At 72.0% G+C, this 14,095-nt stretch carries 13 protein-coding genes; 7 read left to right on the top strand and 6 right to left on the bottom strand.

From position 1 onward, the window contains the following. Positions 1-20 precede the first annotated feature (20 nt). Positions 21-803, top strand: coding sequence for a sulfite exporter TauE/SafE family protein (locus IF78_RS0114760; RefSeq protein WP_031477085.1), 783 nt, complete (start codon positions 21-23; stop codon positions 801-803). Between the two features lie 73 nt (positions 804-876). On the opposite strand, the gene IF78_RS0114765 is transcribed toward IF78_RS0114760, so the two are convergent. After that, a complete protein-coding gene (locus tag IF78_RS0114765; RefSeq protein ID WP_031477086.1) occupies positions 877-1,812 on the bottom strand; it encodes an NAD(P)-dependent oxidoreductase in 936 nt (311 codons plus the stop codon). A 97-nt stretch (positions 1,813-1,909) separates the two neighbouring features. On the opposite strand from IF78_RS0114765, the gene IF78_RS43630 reads away from it, so the two are divergent. Beyond that, entirely contained in the window at positions 1,910-2,359 is a 450-nt protein-coding gene (locus tag IF78_RS43630) for a winged helix-turn-helix transcriptional regulator (RefSeq protein WP_037640447.1), read from the top strand. Here the strand turns inward: IF78_RS43630 and IF78_RS0114775 are convergent. Then, positions 2,297-2,950 carry a class F sortase gene (locus IF78_RS0114775; protein ID WP_031477088.1) on the bottom strand — a complete coding sequence of 218 codons (654 nt, stop codon included), beginning with the start codon at positions 2,948-2,950 and terminating at the stop codon, positions 2,297-2,299. The genes IF78_RS43630 and IF78_RS0114775 overlap by 63 nt on opposite strands. Before the next feature lie 135 nt (positions 2,951-3,085). Beyond that, positions 3,086-3,604 carry a hypothetical protein gene (locus IF78_RS0114780; RefSeq protein WP_031477089.1) on the bottom strand — a complete coding sequence of 173 codons (519 nt, stop codon included), beginning with the start codon at positions 3,602-3,604 and terminating at the stop codon, positions 3,086-3,088. 333 nt (positions 3,605-3,937) lie between these two features. Between IF78_RS0114780 and IF78_RS0114785 the strand changes: the two genes are divergently transcribed. Next, positions 3,938-4,480: an MOSC domain-containing protein gene (locus IF78_RS0114785; protein ID WP_031477090.1), complete on the top strand. Its 543-nt coding sequence runs from the start codon at positions 3,938-3,940 to the stop codon at positions 4,478-4,480. Between the two features lie 56 nt (positions 4,481-4,536). Here the strand turns inward: IF78_RS0114785 and IF78_RS0114790 are convergent, their stop codons facing one another. Together IF78_RS0114790 and IF78_RS0114795 are read right to left on the bottom strand one after the other, a co-directional pair. Beyond that, positions 4,537-5,466, bottom strand: coding sequence for an aminoglycoside phosphotransferase family protein (locus IF78_RS0114790; RefSeq protein WP_031477091.1), 930 nt, complete (start codon positions 5,464-5,466; stop codon positions 4,537-4,539). A 126-nt stretch (positions 5,467-5,592) separates the two neighbouring features. Next, positions 5,593-7,239 carry a M4 family metallopeptidase gene (locus IF78_RS0114795; RefSeq protein ID WP_031477092.1) on the bottom strand — a complete coding sequence of 549 codons (1,647 nt, stop codon included), beginning with the start codon at positions 7,237-7,239 and terminating at the stop codon, positions 5,593-5,595. Between the two features lie 111 nt (positions 7,240-7,350). Between IF78_RS0114795 and IF78_RS0114800 the strand changes: the two genes are divergently transcribed. Next, positions 7,351-7,776, top strand: coding sequence for a gamma-glutamylcyclotransferase family protein (locus IF78_RS0114800; RefSeq protein WP_031477093.1), 426 nt, complete (start codon positions 7,351-7,353; stop codon positions 7,774-7,776). 147 nt (positions 7,777-7,923) lie between these two features. Here IF78_RS0114800 and IF78_RS0114805 read toward each other — a convergent pair whose 3' ends face one another. Continuing rightward, positions 7,924-10,116 carry a molybdopterin oxidoreductase family protein gene (locus tag IF78_RS0114805; protein WP_031477094.1) on the bottom strand — a complete coding sequence of 731 codons (2,193 nt, stop codon included), beginning with the start codon at positions 10,114-10,116 and terminating at the stop codon, positions 7,924-7,926. Positions 10,117-10,486: 370 nt separating this feature from the next. Here IF78_RS0114805 and IF78_RS0114810 point away from each other — a divergent pair, with 370 nt between their 5' ends. Genes IF78_RS0114810 through IF78_RS0114820 form a run of 3 tightly spaced genes read left to right on the top strand, consistent with a single transcriptional unit; the run spans position 10,487 to position 14,092 of the window. Then, positions 10,487-12,055, top strand: coding sequence for an amino acid adenylation domain-containing protein (locus tag IF78_RS0114810; protein ID WP_031477095.1), 1,569 nt, complete (start codon positions 10,487-10,489; stop codon positions 12,053-12,055). Then, entirely contained in the window at positions 12,052-13,299 is a 1,248-nt protein-coding gene (locus tag IF78_RS0114815) for a ferredoxin reductase domain-containing protein (protein ID WP_031477096.1), read from the top strand. Before IF78_RS0114810 ends, IF78_RS0114815 begins: the two co-directional genes overlap by 4 nt. Positions 13,300-13,324: 25 nt before the next feature. Next, entirely contained in the window at positions 13,325-14,092 is a 768-nt protein-coding gene (locus tag IF78_RS0114820; protein ID WP_031477097.1) for an enoyl-CoA hydratase-related protein, read from the top strand. Positions 14,093-14,095 lie beyond the last annotated feature (3 nt).

The raw sequence follows: 14,095 nt of genomic DNA on the forward strand, positions 1-14,095 counted from the left end.
ACCTGCCTAGGGTCGCGATCATGCCCGACATATCGCTGACCATGGTGGCCGTCCTGTGCCTCGCGGCCCTCGCGGCCGGCTGGATCGACGCCGTGGTCGGCGGTGGCGGCCTGCTCCTGCTCCCGGCCCTGCTGCTCGGCCTCCCCGCGAGCACCCCGGCCGCGTACGCGCTCGGCACCAACAAGGCCGTCGCGATCGTCGGCACGACGGGCGCCGCGGTGACGTACGCCCGCAAGGCACCCGTGGATGTGCGCCTCGCCGTACGCATCGGACTGGCGGCACTCGCGGGCTCCTCCGCCGGTGCCTTCTTCGCGGCCGGTATGAGCACCGAGGTGCTGAAGCCCGTGATCATGGTGGTGCTGCTCGCCGTCGCCGCGTTCGTGATCCTGCGCCCCGCCTTCGGCACGGCCCCGGCGACGGGCCCGGCCACCCGCCGCCAGATCCTCGCGGCGATCGGCCTCGCCGGCCTGGGCATCGGCTTCTACGACGGCCTGATCGGCCCCGGCACCGGCACGTTCCTGGTCCTCGCCCTCACCGCCGTACTCCACCTGGACCTCGTCACCGCCTCCGCCACCGCCAAGATCGTCAACTGCTGCACCAACGCGGGCGCCCTGGCCACCTTCGCCTGGCAGGGCACGGTCCTGTGGCAACTGGCCGCGCTGATGGCCGTGTTCAACCTGGCGGGCGGCACGCTGGGGGCCCGTACGGCGCTGAAGAAGGGCAGCGGCTTTGTGCGGGGCGTGCTGCTGACGGTGGTGTTCGCGTTGGTGGCGAAGCTGGCGTACGAGCAGTGGGTCGCCTAGCGACAGGTGTGGTTCCGGAGCGTGGCCGGGAGGCTTGACGCCGAGGTCGCGCCGGCCGAAGGTCAGGAGCGACCTACGAAACGCCCGGCGCGCCCCCGCGCCGCACATCCAGCAGTTCGATCGCACCGGTGGTGTCCTCGTCGCCGTGCCCCTCGGCCAGCCGGCGCTCCAGGAGGGTCAGATACGGCGTCAGCAGCTCCGGACTCACGCCCTGCTCCTCGGCCGTGGCCAGCAGTGTGGCGTTGGCCGCGACCTGCATCGCGAGACTGGAGACGACGTCCTTGCCGTAGTCGCCGCTCTCCAACTGCTCGGCGGCCTGGTGCGCGGCGGGCGCCATGGCGCCGAGCCAGGAAACCAGCAGCGGCGCGAAGTCCTTCGGGGCGATGTCCTCACGGCGGACCAGCGCGAAGGCGTGCAGGACGCCGGCGAACATGCCGTACATCGCGCTCAGCAACGCCACGTCGTGCAGCGCCGCGAAGCCCGGATCCGCGCCGACATAGCGGGTGCCGGCCGGGACGGCGAGGGTGTCGCCGTGCTCCTCGAAGAGGCCGCGCGAGCCGCTGTAGAAGACGTACGCCCCCGACTCCGCGTCCCCGATCATCGGCGGTACGGCCATGATCCCCGCGTCCAGGAAACGGGCGCCGCGCGCTTCGGCCCAGGCGGCGCGGGCACGGCCCTGGGCGGGCGTGCCGGTGGTGAGGTTGACCAGGTCGCGGCCGGTGAGATCGGCGCCGTCGAGGGCCTCGCCGACCGAGGTGTCGTCGAGCAGGCAGACGACGACCAGCCGGCTCGCGGCCACCGCCTCGGCGGCGCTCGCGGCGACGGTCGCGCCCTCGTCGGCCAGGGGCTCGGCCCGGGCCGGGGTGCGGTTCCAGACGGTCACCGGGTGCCCGGCGGCGAGCCAGGCGCGGGCGAGGGCGGTGCCCATCTCGCCGGTACCGAGGAGGGTCAGAGGGGTCGGAGTCGGGGCCGGGGTGGGGGTCGTGGCGGCAAGTGCGTTGTCAGTCATGGCGTTTAGGCTCGTCGCAGGGGAACGGCCTGCTCAAGTACGTACTTCGGAGTGGGTGGTTACCACGGGGAAAGAGTCCAGGCAGGGGAGGGGCAGCATGCCGATCGGACGGCGGCCGGGGGCGTACGTCTGCGGGACCGACGCGGCGATGGACGTGGTCGGCGGCAAGTGGAAGGTGGTGATCCTCTGGGCGCTGGGCGAGCGTCCGCACCGTTTCGGCGAGCTGCGCCGGGAGCTTCCGGGCGTGACCGAGAAGGTCCTCGCCGCGCAGCTCCGGGAGCTGGAGGCCGACGGGATCGTGCACCGGGAGGCGTACGACGAGGTGCCGCCGCGCGTGGAGTACTCGCTGACGGCGATCGGCGTCTCGCTCAACGCGGCCCTGGCTCCGCTCGGGGCCTGGGGCCGGGAGAACATCCTGGGGGCGGGCGCCGAGAGGGTTGCGACCGCCGGTGAGGAGGGGGCGGCGGCCGCCGGCGCGGAGGGGTCAGCGGCTGCCGGTGAGGTGCGCGAAGACGACGACGTTGCCCTGATACCCGGTCGTCCGTGAGTAACCGCCGCCGCAGGTGATCACCCGCAGTTCGGGGCGCCGCGCCGCGCCGTACACCTTCTCGTCCGGGAAGGCCTTCGTGTCGTAGACCTCGACGGCGTCCACGGAGAACAGCGCCGTGCCGCCGTCCCGCCGGTCCACCTCGATCGTGCTGCCCTTCTTCAGGGCGCCGAGGCGGAAGAAGACGGCGGGCCCGTCGGCGTTGTCCACATGGCCGGCGACGATCGCGGTGCCGGTCTCGCCGGGCGTGGTGCCGGCCTCGTACCAGCCGGCCAGGTTCCTCCGCTCGGCGGGCGGCACGTCGAGGCTGCCCGTCTTCGTCAGGCCCAGGCCCATGAGGGGCGCGGAGACCCGGATCGAGGGGATGCGGATGCGGTCGGGTGGGGAGGGCGGGAGTGCGGGGGCGGCCGAGCGTGCGGCCGGGGAGCGATCGGTGTCCTCGCCCCGCGCGATCTCCCTGCCCTGCGCCGCCGACGGCTGCGGCGGGACGTGTTTCCCGGCGCCGTTGCTCAGCAGCCAGGCGCCGGAGCACAGGGCGAGGACGGTGACGGCGGATATGGCGGCGTCGCCGACGCCGCGGTGACTGCGCACGGGAGCCTCCTGGGGCTATGCTGGGCCGCCCGGACTGTGCTGGGCGGCCCGTTCCCCCTCCGGGCCGCGAGGGGCGTCGGACCCGGAGGGGGAGGGGACGTGCGGTACCGGTGGACGGACAGCGGAGGGTGTCCGTCAGATCCCGTCGCCTCTCGCCCGGCGATGCAGGAGCCAGGTACCGCCCGCGGCAGCGACGGCGAGAGCCGACACGCCGGCCGCGGTCTGCACGGGGTCGCCGCCGAGAGCGCCGCCGACCCCCGTCTTCACACTTCCTCTCGGATGCACCTGTTCGCGCGGGGCCGTCAGCGTGACCACCAGGTCCCCGCTCACCCGCCGGCCGCCCTCGGCGCAGGTGGCGACGATCTCGTACGTCCCCGGCTGCGCGCTCGGCGGCACCCGGAACCCCCCGCTCGCGTCCTGCTCGGCCGTACCCGGCACGAGGGAGAAGGCACCGGCGCCCACGGCGCTGGCGTCGCCCGCCGCACCGCTGTCCTCGCACGCGCCCGTATTCACCCTCACCTGCCCGCCCGGCACGACCGAGGACGGGGACACCCCCAGGTCACCGCCGTCGTCGCCGTAGGCGGGCGTGACCACGAGACCGGCGGCTGCGGCGGCGAGCGCGCTCCCGGTCAGCAGGCGGGTGGTACGTCGCATCGATGCTCCTCCGCGCTGGATCACGGCCCGCGGCACCCCCATGTGCCGCTGCCTCGGCCGAGCCCTGCCCTTTTGAGGTAAGTGGCAGCGGGGCGGGAGCGCTTCCTGAGCGGGCGTCAGAAATGGGATGAACGGGTGTCGGGAGGGAGTGCGTATGGCTGGTTCACAGCGCTGTTTCAGCAGGTCATCGCCGTAGCTCGGGCGCTTCGCGGAAAAGGGCCCGGCGGGGGTGTGAACGGGTGACAACTCGCTGTCGCTCAGGGAGTCCTCGACGCTAGGTTGCACGGAGGGGCAGGCGGCGGACCAGCGGCATGAGGACGAAGAGGGGCGGACATGGGCGGAACGGTCACGGCGGTCAGCAGCAACGGCGAGTACTCCTTCACCAAGCCGAACCGGGAGAGCATCACCCTGCTCACCGGACTCGGCGTCGAGGGGGACGTGCACGCCGGTGTGACGGTCAAGCACCGTTCCCGCGTGGCACAGGACCCCACGCAGCCGAACCTGCGCCAGGTCCACCTCATCCACGAGGAGCTCTTCGACGAGGTCGGCGGCGCGGGTTTCCGGGTGGCACCCGGCGAGCTCGGGGAGAACATCACGACCCGGGGCATCGACCTGCTCGGCCTCTCCGTGGGGACACTGCTGCGCATCGGTGACGAGGCCGTCGTTGAGGTGACCGGCCTGCGCAACCCCTGCCTCCAGATCGACAACTTCCGGGCCGGGCTGCTGAAGCAGGTCGTCGGGCGTGACGATGCGGGGAAACTCGTGCTCAAGGCGGGAATCATGGGCACCGTGAAGAGCGGCGGTGCGGTGCGCCCAGGCGACATGATCAAGGTTGAACTCCCGGACGGGCCGCACCGGCCGCTGGAGCGGGTCTGACCGAGAGTCCCGGCCGGCCCACGGGCCGGCTCGACCCCCGTTGCATCGTCCCGCCGTTACGTCGCCCCGCCCGCGTACTCCGCCAGCACTTCCCCGACCGTCCGCCGCCCCACCTCCGCCAGCACCGGATTGGTCCCGTTCCCGCACAGTTCGCCGTAGTAGTGCTCCGCCATCAACCCGAAGCACAGCGCCCAGCCCTGCCCCCGCGCCCACGTCGCGTCGTCGACGTCGGCCGCCGCGCGGAACACCTCGCGGGTCCCGGCGTCGAATACCGCCCACGCCGCGAGGGTGTCGGCGGCCGGGTCCCCGACTCCGATGCCGCCGAAGTCGATGACGGCGGTGAGGCGGCCGGAGCAGGTCAGCAGGTTGCCCGGGAGGAGGTCGCCGTGCAGCCAGACGGGAGCGGCGTCCCACTGGGGGAGACGGAGGGTCTCCTCCCAGACCGCTGCGGCGACCTCGGGGTCCAGTAGGCCGGCGGCACCCAGTTCCCGGATCGCGGTCCGGACGTGGGCATCGTTCTTGATGACCGGGTTCCCCCGCCAGGACGGCGGCCCGCCCACCGCGTCCACGGTCCGCAGCGCCGCCACGAACCGTCCCAACTGCGCGGCGGCGTCCCGCAGTTCGGTGAGCGGCGCGTCGTAGGCGTTCTCACCGTCCAGCCACTCGTACACACCCCACGGCAGTCCGTACCCGGCACCGGGCTCGCCCTTCGCGAGCGGCGTGGGGACGGCGAGCGGTAGACGCGGAGCCATACGCGGCAGCCAGCGGTGCTCCTTGTCGATCTGCCGGGCCCCACCGGGAAGCCGAGGAAGCCGTACGACCATGTCGTCGCCCAGCCGGTACATGGCGTTGTCGGTCCCGGCGGAGGCGACGCGCACCACCGCCAGCCCCGCCCACTGCGGGAACTGCTCCGCGACCAGCCGGGAGACGAGCTCCTCGTCAATGTCGAGCTCGTCGGGGTGCATTTTGGCGGGTGAGGACGACATACGGCTCCATGGCGGCTGAGGGTGATCCAGCCAACCTAGGGGCGCGGGGAACTGCGCGACCAGCCAATTATCCACCGGCAGCCGGCCACGCAGCTCCCCCCTCAGCGGCGCTCGACCGCGTACAGCTCAGCCCACGTTCACCGCACTCCAGGCCGCAGCCACCGCGCCGTACTCCGCACTCCCCGCCCCATACAGATCCCGCGCAGCGTTGAGCGTCGCCGTCCGCGCCCCCGCGTAGTTCGTCGAGGACGTCATATACACGGTCAGCGCCCGGTACCAGATCGCCCCGAGCTTCTCCCGCCCGATCCCGTCCACCGAAGAACCGTTACAGGTGGGCGAGTTGTACTGGACCCCGTTGACCGTCTTCGCCCCGCTCCCCTCGGCCAGCAGATACGCGAAGTGGTTGCCGATGCCGGACGAGTAGTGGACGTCGAGCTGCCCGGCCGTCACGCTCCAGCAGTCCACCGAGCTGCCGTCCTTCGACGGCTTGTCCATGTAGCGCAGGGCGTTCCGTCCGAAGCCCGACCGGACGATCTTCTCGCCGATCAGATAGTCCCCGGGATCCGAGGAGTTGCCCGCGTGGAACTCCACCAGCGTGCCGAAGACGTCGGAGGTCGCCTCGTTCAGGCCGCCGGACTCGCCCGAGTACGTCAGCGCGGCCGTCTTCGAGGTGACCCCGTGCGTCATCTCGTGGCCCGCCACGTCCAGCGACACCAGCGGACCGAGCTGCGTCCCGTCACCGTCCCCGTACGTCATGCAGAAGCAACTGTCGTCCCAGAAGGCGTTGTTGTACTTGTTTCCGTAGTGCACGCGGCTGAAGGAACCCTTGCCGTCGCCCGCGATGCCCTTGCGGCCGTGGACGTCCTCGTAGTAGTCCCACGTCACGTCCGTGCCGTACTGGGCGTCCACCGCGACCGTCGAGCGGTCGGCCGTCGTGCCCGTGCCCCAGTGGTTGTCGGCGTCCGTGAAGACCGTCGAGGGGGCGCGGTTCAGGCAGACCGTCAGGAGGCACAGGTCCGTCTTGTTCGCGGCGTCACCGGTGTACGTGCCGCCGCGCGTCGGGTCCTTCAACTGGTACGTCGACCCGGACGCCGTCGTCTCCAACGGCACCGTGCCGCCGTACAGGGACTTGCCGTCACCGCTCGCCGTCTCGATGCTGTCCCACGCGTCGATCTGCGCGCCGGTGCGGGCGTCGGTCAGCACCGTGCGGGCGACCGGGTTGCCGAGGGAGTCCTGGGCGACGGCGTCGGTCCGCCAGGCCAGCTTCGGGGTGCCGTGCAGGGCGTCGACGACCAGCTGGGGCTTGGCCGTCAGCCGCTTCAGCGTCTCGCCGAGGTTCACGGCGCGCAGCGCGTTCGCCGCGAGGTCGGCCGCCTTCGGTGCCGAGACCTTGGGCGTGATGTCCGCCAGGGAGATCGGGCCCTTGGTGGCGCGGGAGGCGCTGCGGTACGTGCCGTCCTTGGCCAGGTGGACGACGAAGTCGCCGCCGAGGACGGGGAGTTGGCGGTAGGTGCGGTCGTAGCGGACGTGCTGCGTACCGTCCGCGTCGAGGACGACGTCCCGTACGGTCGTGTCCTGCGCGGCGGTCAGCCCCAGGGCCGCGGCCCGCTCCAGCAGGACCGATGCCGCGTTCTCGAGCGCGCTCGCCCTCGTCGGCCTGTCGTCCGCGCCGGCGGCGGGGGAGAGCGCGGTGGCCAGCAGGGCCGTGGCCGCGGCGGCCACCCCTGCGGTGGTGAGACGGGAACCTCGGACATGCAGCCGTATCCGACTCATCGGTCTCCTTGAACTGGGCGGTAACTAGAGATGACCCAGATTCAAGGGGGCGTGCACATGCCATGACCAGGGTGAATACGTGGAGGTGTGTGAGGGGAGAGAATCGTTTCCGTGACCCTCTCTCCTCGACTCCCGTTCTTCGTCTACGGCACGTTGCGCCCCGGCGAGCCCAACCATGACCGGTTCCTGCGTGGGCGGACGCGGGTGGAGGAGCCGGGGCGGCTCTCGGGAGCGGTGCTGTACGACGGACCTGGCTACCCGTATGCCGTGGAAGCGGCGAGGGGTGTGGTCCGCGGGGAGTTGGTCACGGCGTTGCCGGAGGCATACGGGGAACTGCTCGTAGAGCTCGACCGGTTGGAGGAGTACGCGCCGGGTGACCTGCGCAACCTGTACGAACGCGTCGAGCGGGAGGTCACGCGGGACGCCGACGGCACAACTGTGCGGGCCTGGGTGTACGTGGCCGCGCCCGCGGTGGCCTCACAGCTGCGGGCGCGGGGGAGGGTGATCGGGAGCGGGGACTGGCGGGAGCGGAGTTAGGCGCGGGGCTGTTGCCTGGCGACTACGGAAGTGCCGCGACATGTCGTCGGTCGTGTGCGGCGTCGTCGTGGTTGGTCGCGTCCGCGCGGCGGAGCCGCCTATTCAATGCAGCCCCGCGCCCCTTCGGTGCGCTCCAGCCCCCTCCTGCTACGACCTCACCGCCTCCACCCGCACCGCACACGCCTTGAACTCCGGCATCCGCGACGTCGGGTCCAGCGCCGGGTTGGTCAGGGTGTTGGCGCGGCCCTCGCCCGGCCAGTGGAACGGCATGAAGACGGTGTCCGGGCGGATGCCGGTCGTGATGCGGGCGGGGGCCACCGCCCGGCCCCGGCGTGAGACCACGGCCACCGGGTCGCCCTCGGCTGCCCCGAGCCGCGCCGCCAGCCGGGGGTGCAGCTCGACGAACGGGCCCGGCGCGGCGGCGTTCAGCTCGTCGACGCGGCGGGTCTGGGCGCCGGACTGGTACTGCGCCACCACCCGGCCGGTCGTCAGCAGCACCGGGTACTCGTCGTCGGGCTCCTCGGCGATCGCGCGGTGCGAGACGGGGACGAACCTCGCCCGTCCGTCGGGCGTGGCGAAGCGGTCGAGGAAGAGGCGGGGCGTGCCGGGGTGCACCGAGGCGGCGGCTGCCTCCTCGTCCTGCGCCGGGTCGTCGGCCCCTGCGGTCGCATCCAGCGAGGCGTCCTCACAGTCCTCGGAGCTCTCGGCGTCGGCTGCTTCGGGCACCGCCGGGCACGGCCAGAACACCCCGTTCTCCTCCGCCAGCCTCCGGTACGTGATCCCCGAGTAGTCCGCCGCCCCGCCCGCGCTGGCCCGGCGCAGCTCCTCGAAGACCTCCTCGGGGTCGGTCGGGAAGCCCTTCTCCAGGCCCCGTTCCCCGCCCAGCCGCGCCGCGAGCTCGTGCATGACCTCCAGGTCGCTGCGGACGCCCTCGGGCGGGGTGATCGCGCGGCGGCGCAGCAGGACCCGGCCCTCCAGGTTGGTCGTCGTGCCCGTCTCCTCCGCCCACTGGGTGACCGGCAGGACGACGTCCGCGAGCGCCGCCGTCTCCGACATTACGACGTCGCACACCGCCAGGAAATCCAGGGACTTGATCCGCTCCTCGATGTGCGCGGCACGCGGCGCCGACACCACCGGGTTGGAGCCCATCAGCAGCAGCGACTTGATGTCCGTACCCAGCGCGTCCAGCAGTTCATAGGCGCTGCGCCCCGGCCCGGGCAGGCTGTCCGGGTCCACGCCCCACACCTCGGCCACATGCCGCCGCGCCGCCGGGTCGTCCAGCTTGCGGTAGCCGGGCAACTGGTCGGCCTTCTGGCCGTGTTCGCGCCCGCCCTGCCCGTTGCCCTGCCCGGTCAGGCAGCCGTACCCGGACAGCGGCCGGCCCGCCCGCCCCGTCGCCAGGCACAGGTTGATCCACGCACCCACGGTGTCCGTGCCCTTGGACTGCTGCTCGGGCCCGCGCGCGGTCAGCACCATCGCGTGCTCCGGCTCGCAGAACAGCCGTACGGCTTCCCGCAGTTGGGGAACGGACACCCCCGTGATCCGCTCCACGTACTCCGGCCAGTGCGCCATCGCGGCGGCCCGGGCGTCCTCCCAGCCGACCGTGCGCTCCTGGACGTACTCCTCGTCCACCCGCCCCTCGGCGACGACCAGGTGCAGCAGGCCGAGGGCCAGCGCGAGGTCGGTGCCCGGGCGGGGGGCCAGGTGCAGGTCGGCCTGCTCGGCGGTCCTGGTGCGGCGCGGGTCGATGACGATCAGCGTGCCGCCGTTCTCGCGCAGCTCGGTGAAGTAGCGGAGCGACGGCGGCATCGTCTCCGCGGGGTTGGAGCCGACCAGGATCACGCAGCCGGTCTTCGGGATGTCCTCCAGCGGGAACGGCAGCCCCCGGTCCAGACCGAACGCCTTCATCCCGGCCGCGGCCGCCGACGACATGCAGAAACGGCCGTTGTAGTCGATCTGCGAGGTGCCGAGCACGATCCGCGCGAACTTGCCCAGGCTGTACGCCTTCTCGTTCGTCAGGCCGCCCCCGCCGAAGACCCCGCACGCGTCCGGGCCATGTTCCGTACGCGTGCGTGCCAGGCCCTCGGCGACGCGGTCCAGCGCCTCGTCCCAGGTGGCCGGCACGAGCTCGCCGCCCGACCGCACCAAGGGTGAGGTCAGGCGGACGCTCGACGACAGCACCGCGGGCGCCGTACGGCCCTTGCCGCACAGCGCCCCCTTGTTCACCGGGAAGTCCGGGCGCTCGACCACCGCGACACCCCCGTCCTGCTGGGGCGTGAGGTTCATTCCGCACTGCAGGGCGCAGTACGGGCAGTGCGTGGGCGTCGCGGAGTTCGGCATACCGTCCAGCGTGAGTCGGGCGTGTTACGTGCGGGACGGCGCCCTGTTACACGGCCGGGACGGTGACCTCCCCGTCGCCGCCCGGCCGCGGTGAGGCGCACAGCGCCCCGCTCTCAGTCGCCGCCGGGCGGTGCGTGGGTTGCCGCTGTTTCGAAAATCGCCTCGTGTGTCTCATTCCGTACCGTAGTTGGCCGATCACGCCTTGTTGAGTATTGAAGAGTCACGGCTACAGTCGTGCGCACGTCCAGCACCGCGCCAGCGCTTACGACGCATGGACTCCGCACGGCGTTCGATATCCCGGGCATGTCCGCCGCTCATCCGGCCGCACACGGCAAACCGTCATTCGAAACAGCCAGGAGGTCCCCCGACCATGCCCCTGCGCCCTCCAGGCCCCCTGGGCCACCTCTCCCCCCGTGACCAGCGCCTCTTCTGGCGGTACGGCCGCGGCCCCAGCGTCCCCGTCCCCGATCCGCTCGTCCACCGTGCCGTCGAACGGCAGGCCGCGGCCGCCCCGCACGCCGTCGCCGCCGAGCACCTGGGCGACCGGATCACCTACGGCGAGCTGGACCGCCGCGCCGACGCCCTTGCCGCCCGGCTCGCCCGCGAGGGCGTACGCCCCGGGGACCACGTGGGTCTCTTCGTACGCCGCTCGATCCCGATGCTGGTCGGCCTGCTCGGCATCCTCAAGGCAGGCGCCGCCTACGTCCCGCAGGACATCGGCCTCGTGCCCCCGAACCAGCTCGCCCACATCGTCCGCACCGCCCGCACCCGCGTCGTCCTCACGGTCGCCGAGCACGCCCACCGCGTGCCGCTGCCCGACGGCCACTTGTTGATCACGCTGGACGAGCCGCAGTCGTACGCCCCGAAAACCCGGGCCCTGACACCACGCACCCCGACACCCCGCACCCCGATCCACCCCGACGACGACTGCTACGTCCTGTTCACCTCCGGCACGACCGGCCGCCCCAACGGCGTGAAGGTCACCCACCGAAACGTCGCCAACATCCTCCTCACCGAACCCGGCGGTCTCGGCATCCGTCCCGGCGACCGGGTCGCCCAGCTCCTCAACGTCGCCTTCGACATGGCCGCCTGGGAGATCCTCGGCTGTCTCACCCACGGCGGCACTCTCGTCATCCGGGGCAAGGACATCGCGGCGGCGGCCCGCACGGCCGACGTGCTGATCGCGACCCCGACCGTGCTGTCCGGCATCGACCCGGCGGCCTGCCCACGCGTCCACACGGTCGCGGTCGCCGGAGAGCCCTGCCCGCGCCCGCTCGCCGACCGGTGGGCGCGCCGCGCCGCGTTCCACAACTGCTGCGGCCCGACCGAGACGACCATCGTCAACACGATGCACCGCCATCGCCCGTCCGACCCACTGCTCACCATCGGCCGCCCCACCCCCAACAACACGGTCTACGTCCTCGACGCCGACCGTCGCCCCCTGCCCATCGGCGAGGTGGGCGAGATGTGGGCGGGCGGCGACTGCGTGTCGGCCGGCTATCTGGGTAACGACGCCCTCAACGCCGAGCGCTACGCGCCTGACCCGTTCCTCGGCGACGGCCACCGTATGTTCCGCACCCGCGACCTCGGCCGCTGGACCCCGGCCGGCGAACTCGAACACCTCGGCCGCACCGACGACCAGGTCAAGGTGCGCGGCTTCCGGGTCGAGCTCGACTCCGTCTCCTCGGTGCTGGAGCGGGTCGAGGGCTGTCTGCGCGCGGTGACCCTGAAACGGGACGCCCGCACCCTCGTCTCCTTCGTGTGCCCGGCGGACGTCGACCCCGACACGGCCCGGCGCGCGGTGGCGGACGCGCTGCCGTACTACTGCGTCCCCGAGCATGTCATGCCCCTGCCATTCCTGCCCGAGACCGACCGCGGCAAGATCGACAAGCAGGCGCTGCTGCGGATGGTCGAGGAGCACATGGCGGTGGCCCGATGACCACCTCCCTGGAACGGCAGTCCACCGAACTGCCCCCGCCCACCTCGCTCCCGCGCCGCCTGCTCAAGCACCCCCGCCTGATGCACTACAACCGGCTCGCGGCCCTGGTCCTGACGGCCAATCTGGCCTTCCTGTGGGCGAGTTGGCCCCACTCCCCGCAGGCCATGGGCCACGCGGCCCTCGCCAACCTCGCGCTCGCCGTCGTCGTACGCCAGCAGTACGTCATCAACCTCTTCTTCCGGCTGGCCACTCGGGCGCCGACGACCTGGCCGCTGAAGATCCGCTGGACGCTGGGCAAGGTGTACCACTTCGGCGGACTGCACGTGGGCGGTGCGCTGGCCGGATCGGCCTGGTTCCTGGCGCTGGCGTTCACCGGAGCCGACGGCCCGCAAGCCGTGGTGAGCTGGACTCTGGTCGCCCTCCTTGCCGTCATCGTCGCCACCGCCCTCCCACCCTTCCGCTCCCGCCACCACGACCACTTCGAGAAGATCCACCGTTTCGGCGGCTGGAGCGCCCTCGCCCTGTTCTGGGCGCACACCCTGCTCTCCACACCACAGCCGGTCCCGATCACCGTCCTGGCGGTCGTCACCTTCAGCGTCGCCCTGCCCTGGCTACGGCTGCGCAAGGTCGACGTCCGCCTCGAACGGCCGTCCCGACATGTCGTCCTGGCCCGCTTCGACCACGGCGAGACCCCCTTCGCGGGCTCCTCGACGGCGGTCAGCCGCAGCCCGCTGAAGGAGTGGCACTCCTTCGCCAACGTCCCGGCCCCCGGCGAGTCCGGCTTCCGGCTCACCATCTCGCGCGCCGGGGACTGGACGGGCGCGTTCATCGACGACCTGCCGTCGAAGGTGTGGGTCAAGGGCATCACCACGGCGGGCGTCGCCAACATCGAGACACTGTTCAAGAAGGTGGTCTACGTCGCCACCGGCAGCGGCATCGGCCCCTGCCTGCCCCATCTGCTGGCCGCCGAGGTCCCCGCCCGCCTGGTCTGGGCGACCCGCGACCCCCGAGCCACCTACGGCGACGCCCTGGTCGACGAGATCCTCGCCGTCCAACCGCATGCGCTCGTGTGGGACACCTCCCGGCGCGGCAAGCCCGACATGGTGCGGCTGGCCTACGAGGCGTACCGCGACTTCGGGGCCGAGGCCGTCATCTGCATCTCCAACAAGAAGCTCACCTGGCAGGTGGTGCACGGCCTGGAGCGGCGCGGGATTCCGGCGTACGGCGCGATCTGGGACTCGTAGACCCCGCGGCAACCTGGAGGCACTCATGGACAACCTGAAGATCGAACGCGACGGCGCCGTGGTGACCGTACGCCTGCACCGCCCGCACGTGCTCAACGCCCTCAGCAGCGGACTCCTGGCCGAACTCCTCGACGCCCTGCGCCCGTTGGACGCCGACCCTGAGGTGGGCTGCTTCGTCGTCACCGGCTCGGAGCGGGTCTTCGCGGCAGGCGCCGACATCAAGGAGATGGCGGGGAAGACGGCCGCGGAGATGGCGGCCGAGGACTACTTCGGGAACTGGGAGGAGTTCACAGCGCTCCGCACCCCGAAGATCGCGGCCGTCAACGGCTATGCGCTCGGCGGCGGGTGTGAGCTGGCGATGATGTGCGACCTGGTCATCGCGGGGGAGTCGGCGGTCTTCGGCCAGCCGGAGATCAAGCTCGGTGTGATCCCCGGCATCGGCGGCACCCAGCGGCTGACCCGCCTCGTCGGCCGGGCGAAGGCGATGGACCTGGTCCTCACCGGCCGCACGATGGACGCACGGGAGGCTGGAAGCTGCGGTCTCGTCTCCCGCGTCGTCCCGGACGACCAGGTCCTGCCGGAGGCCCTGGAAGCGGCGGCGACGATCGCCTCGTACGGCCACGCGGCGGTCACGGCGGCCCGCGAGTGCGTCGACCGAGCCCTGGAAACCGGGCTTCGCGACGGCATCCTCTTCGAACGCCGCGTCTTTCACGCCCTGTTCGCCACCGACGACCAGACGGAGGGCATGAGCGCGTTCCTGGAGAAACGCCGGCCGCGTTTCACCGGCCGCTGAGGC

The sequence above is a fragment of the Streptomyces bicolor genome (assembly GCF_000719285.1).
GTDB lineage: Bacteria > Actinomycetota > Actinomycetes > Streptomycetales > Streptomycetaceae > Streptomyces > Streptomyces bicolor.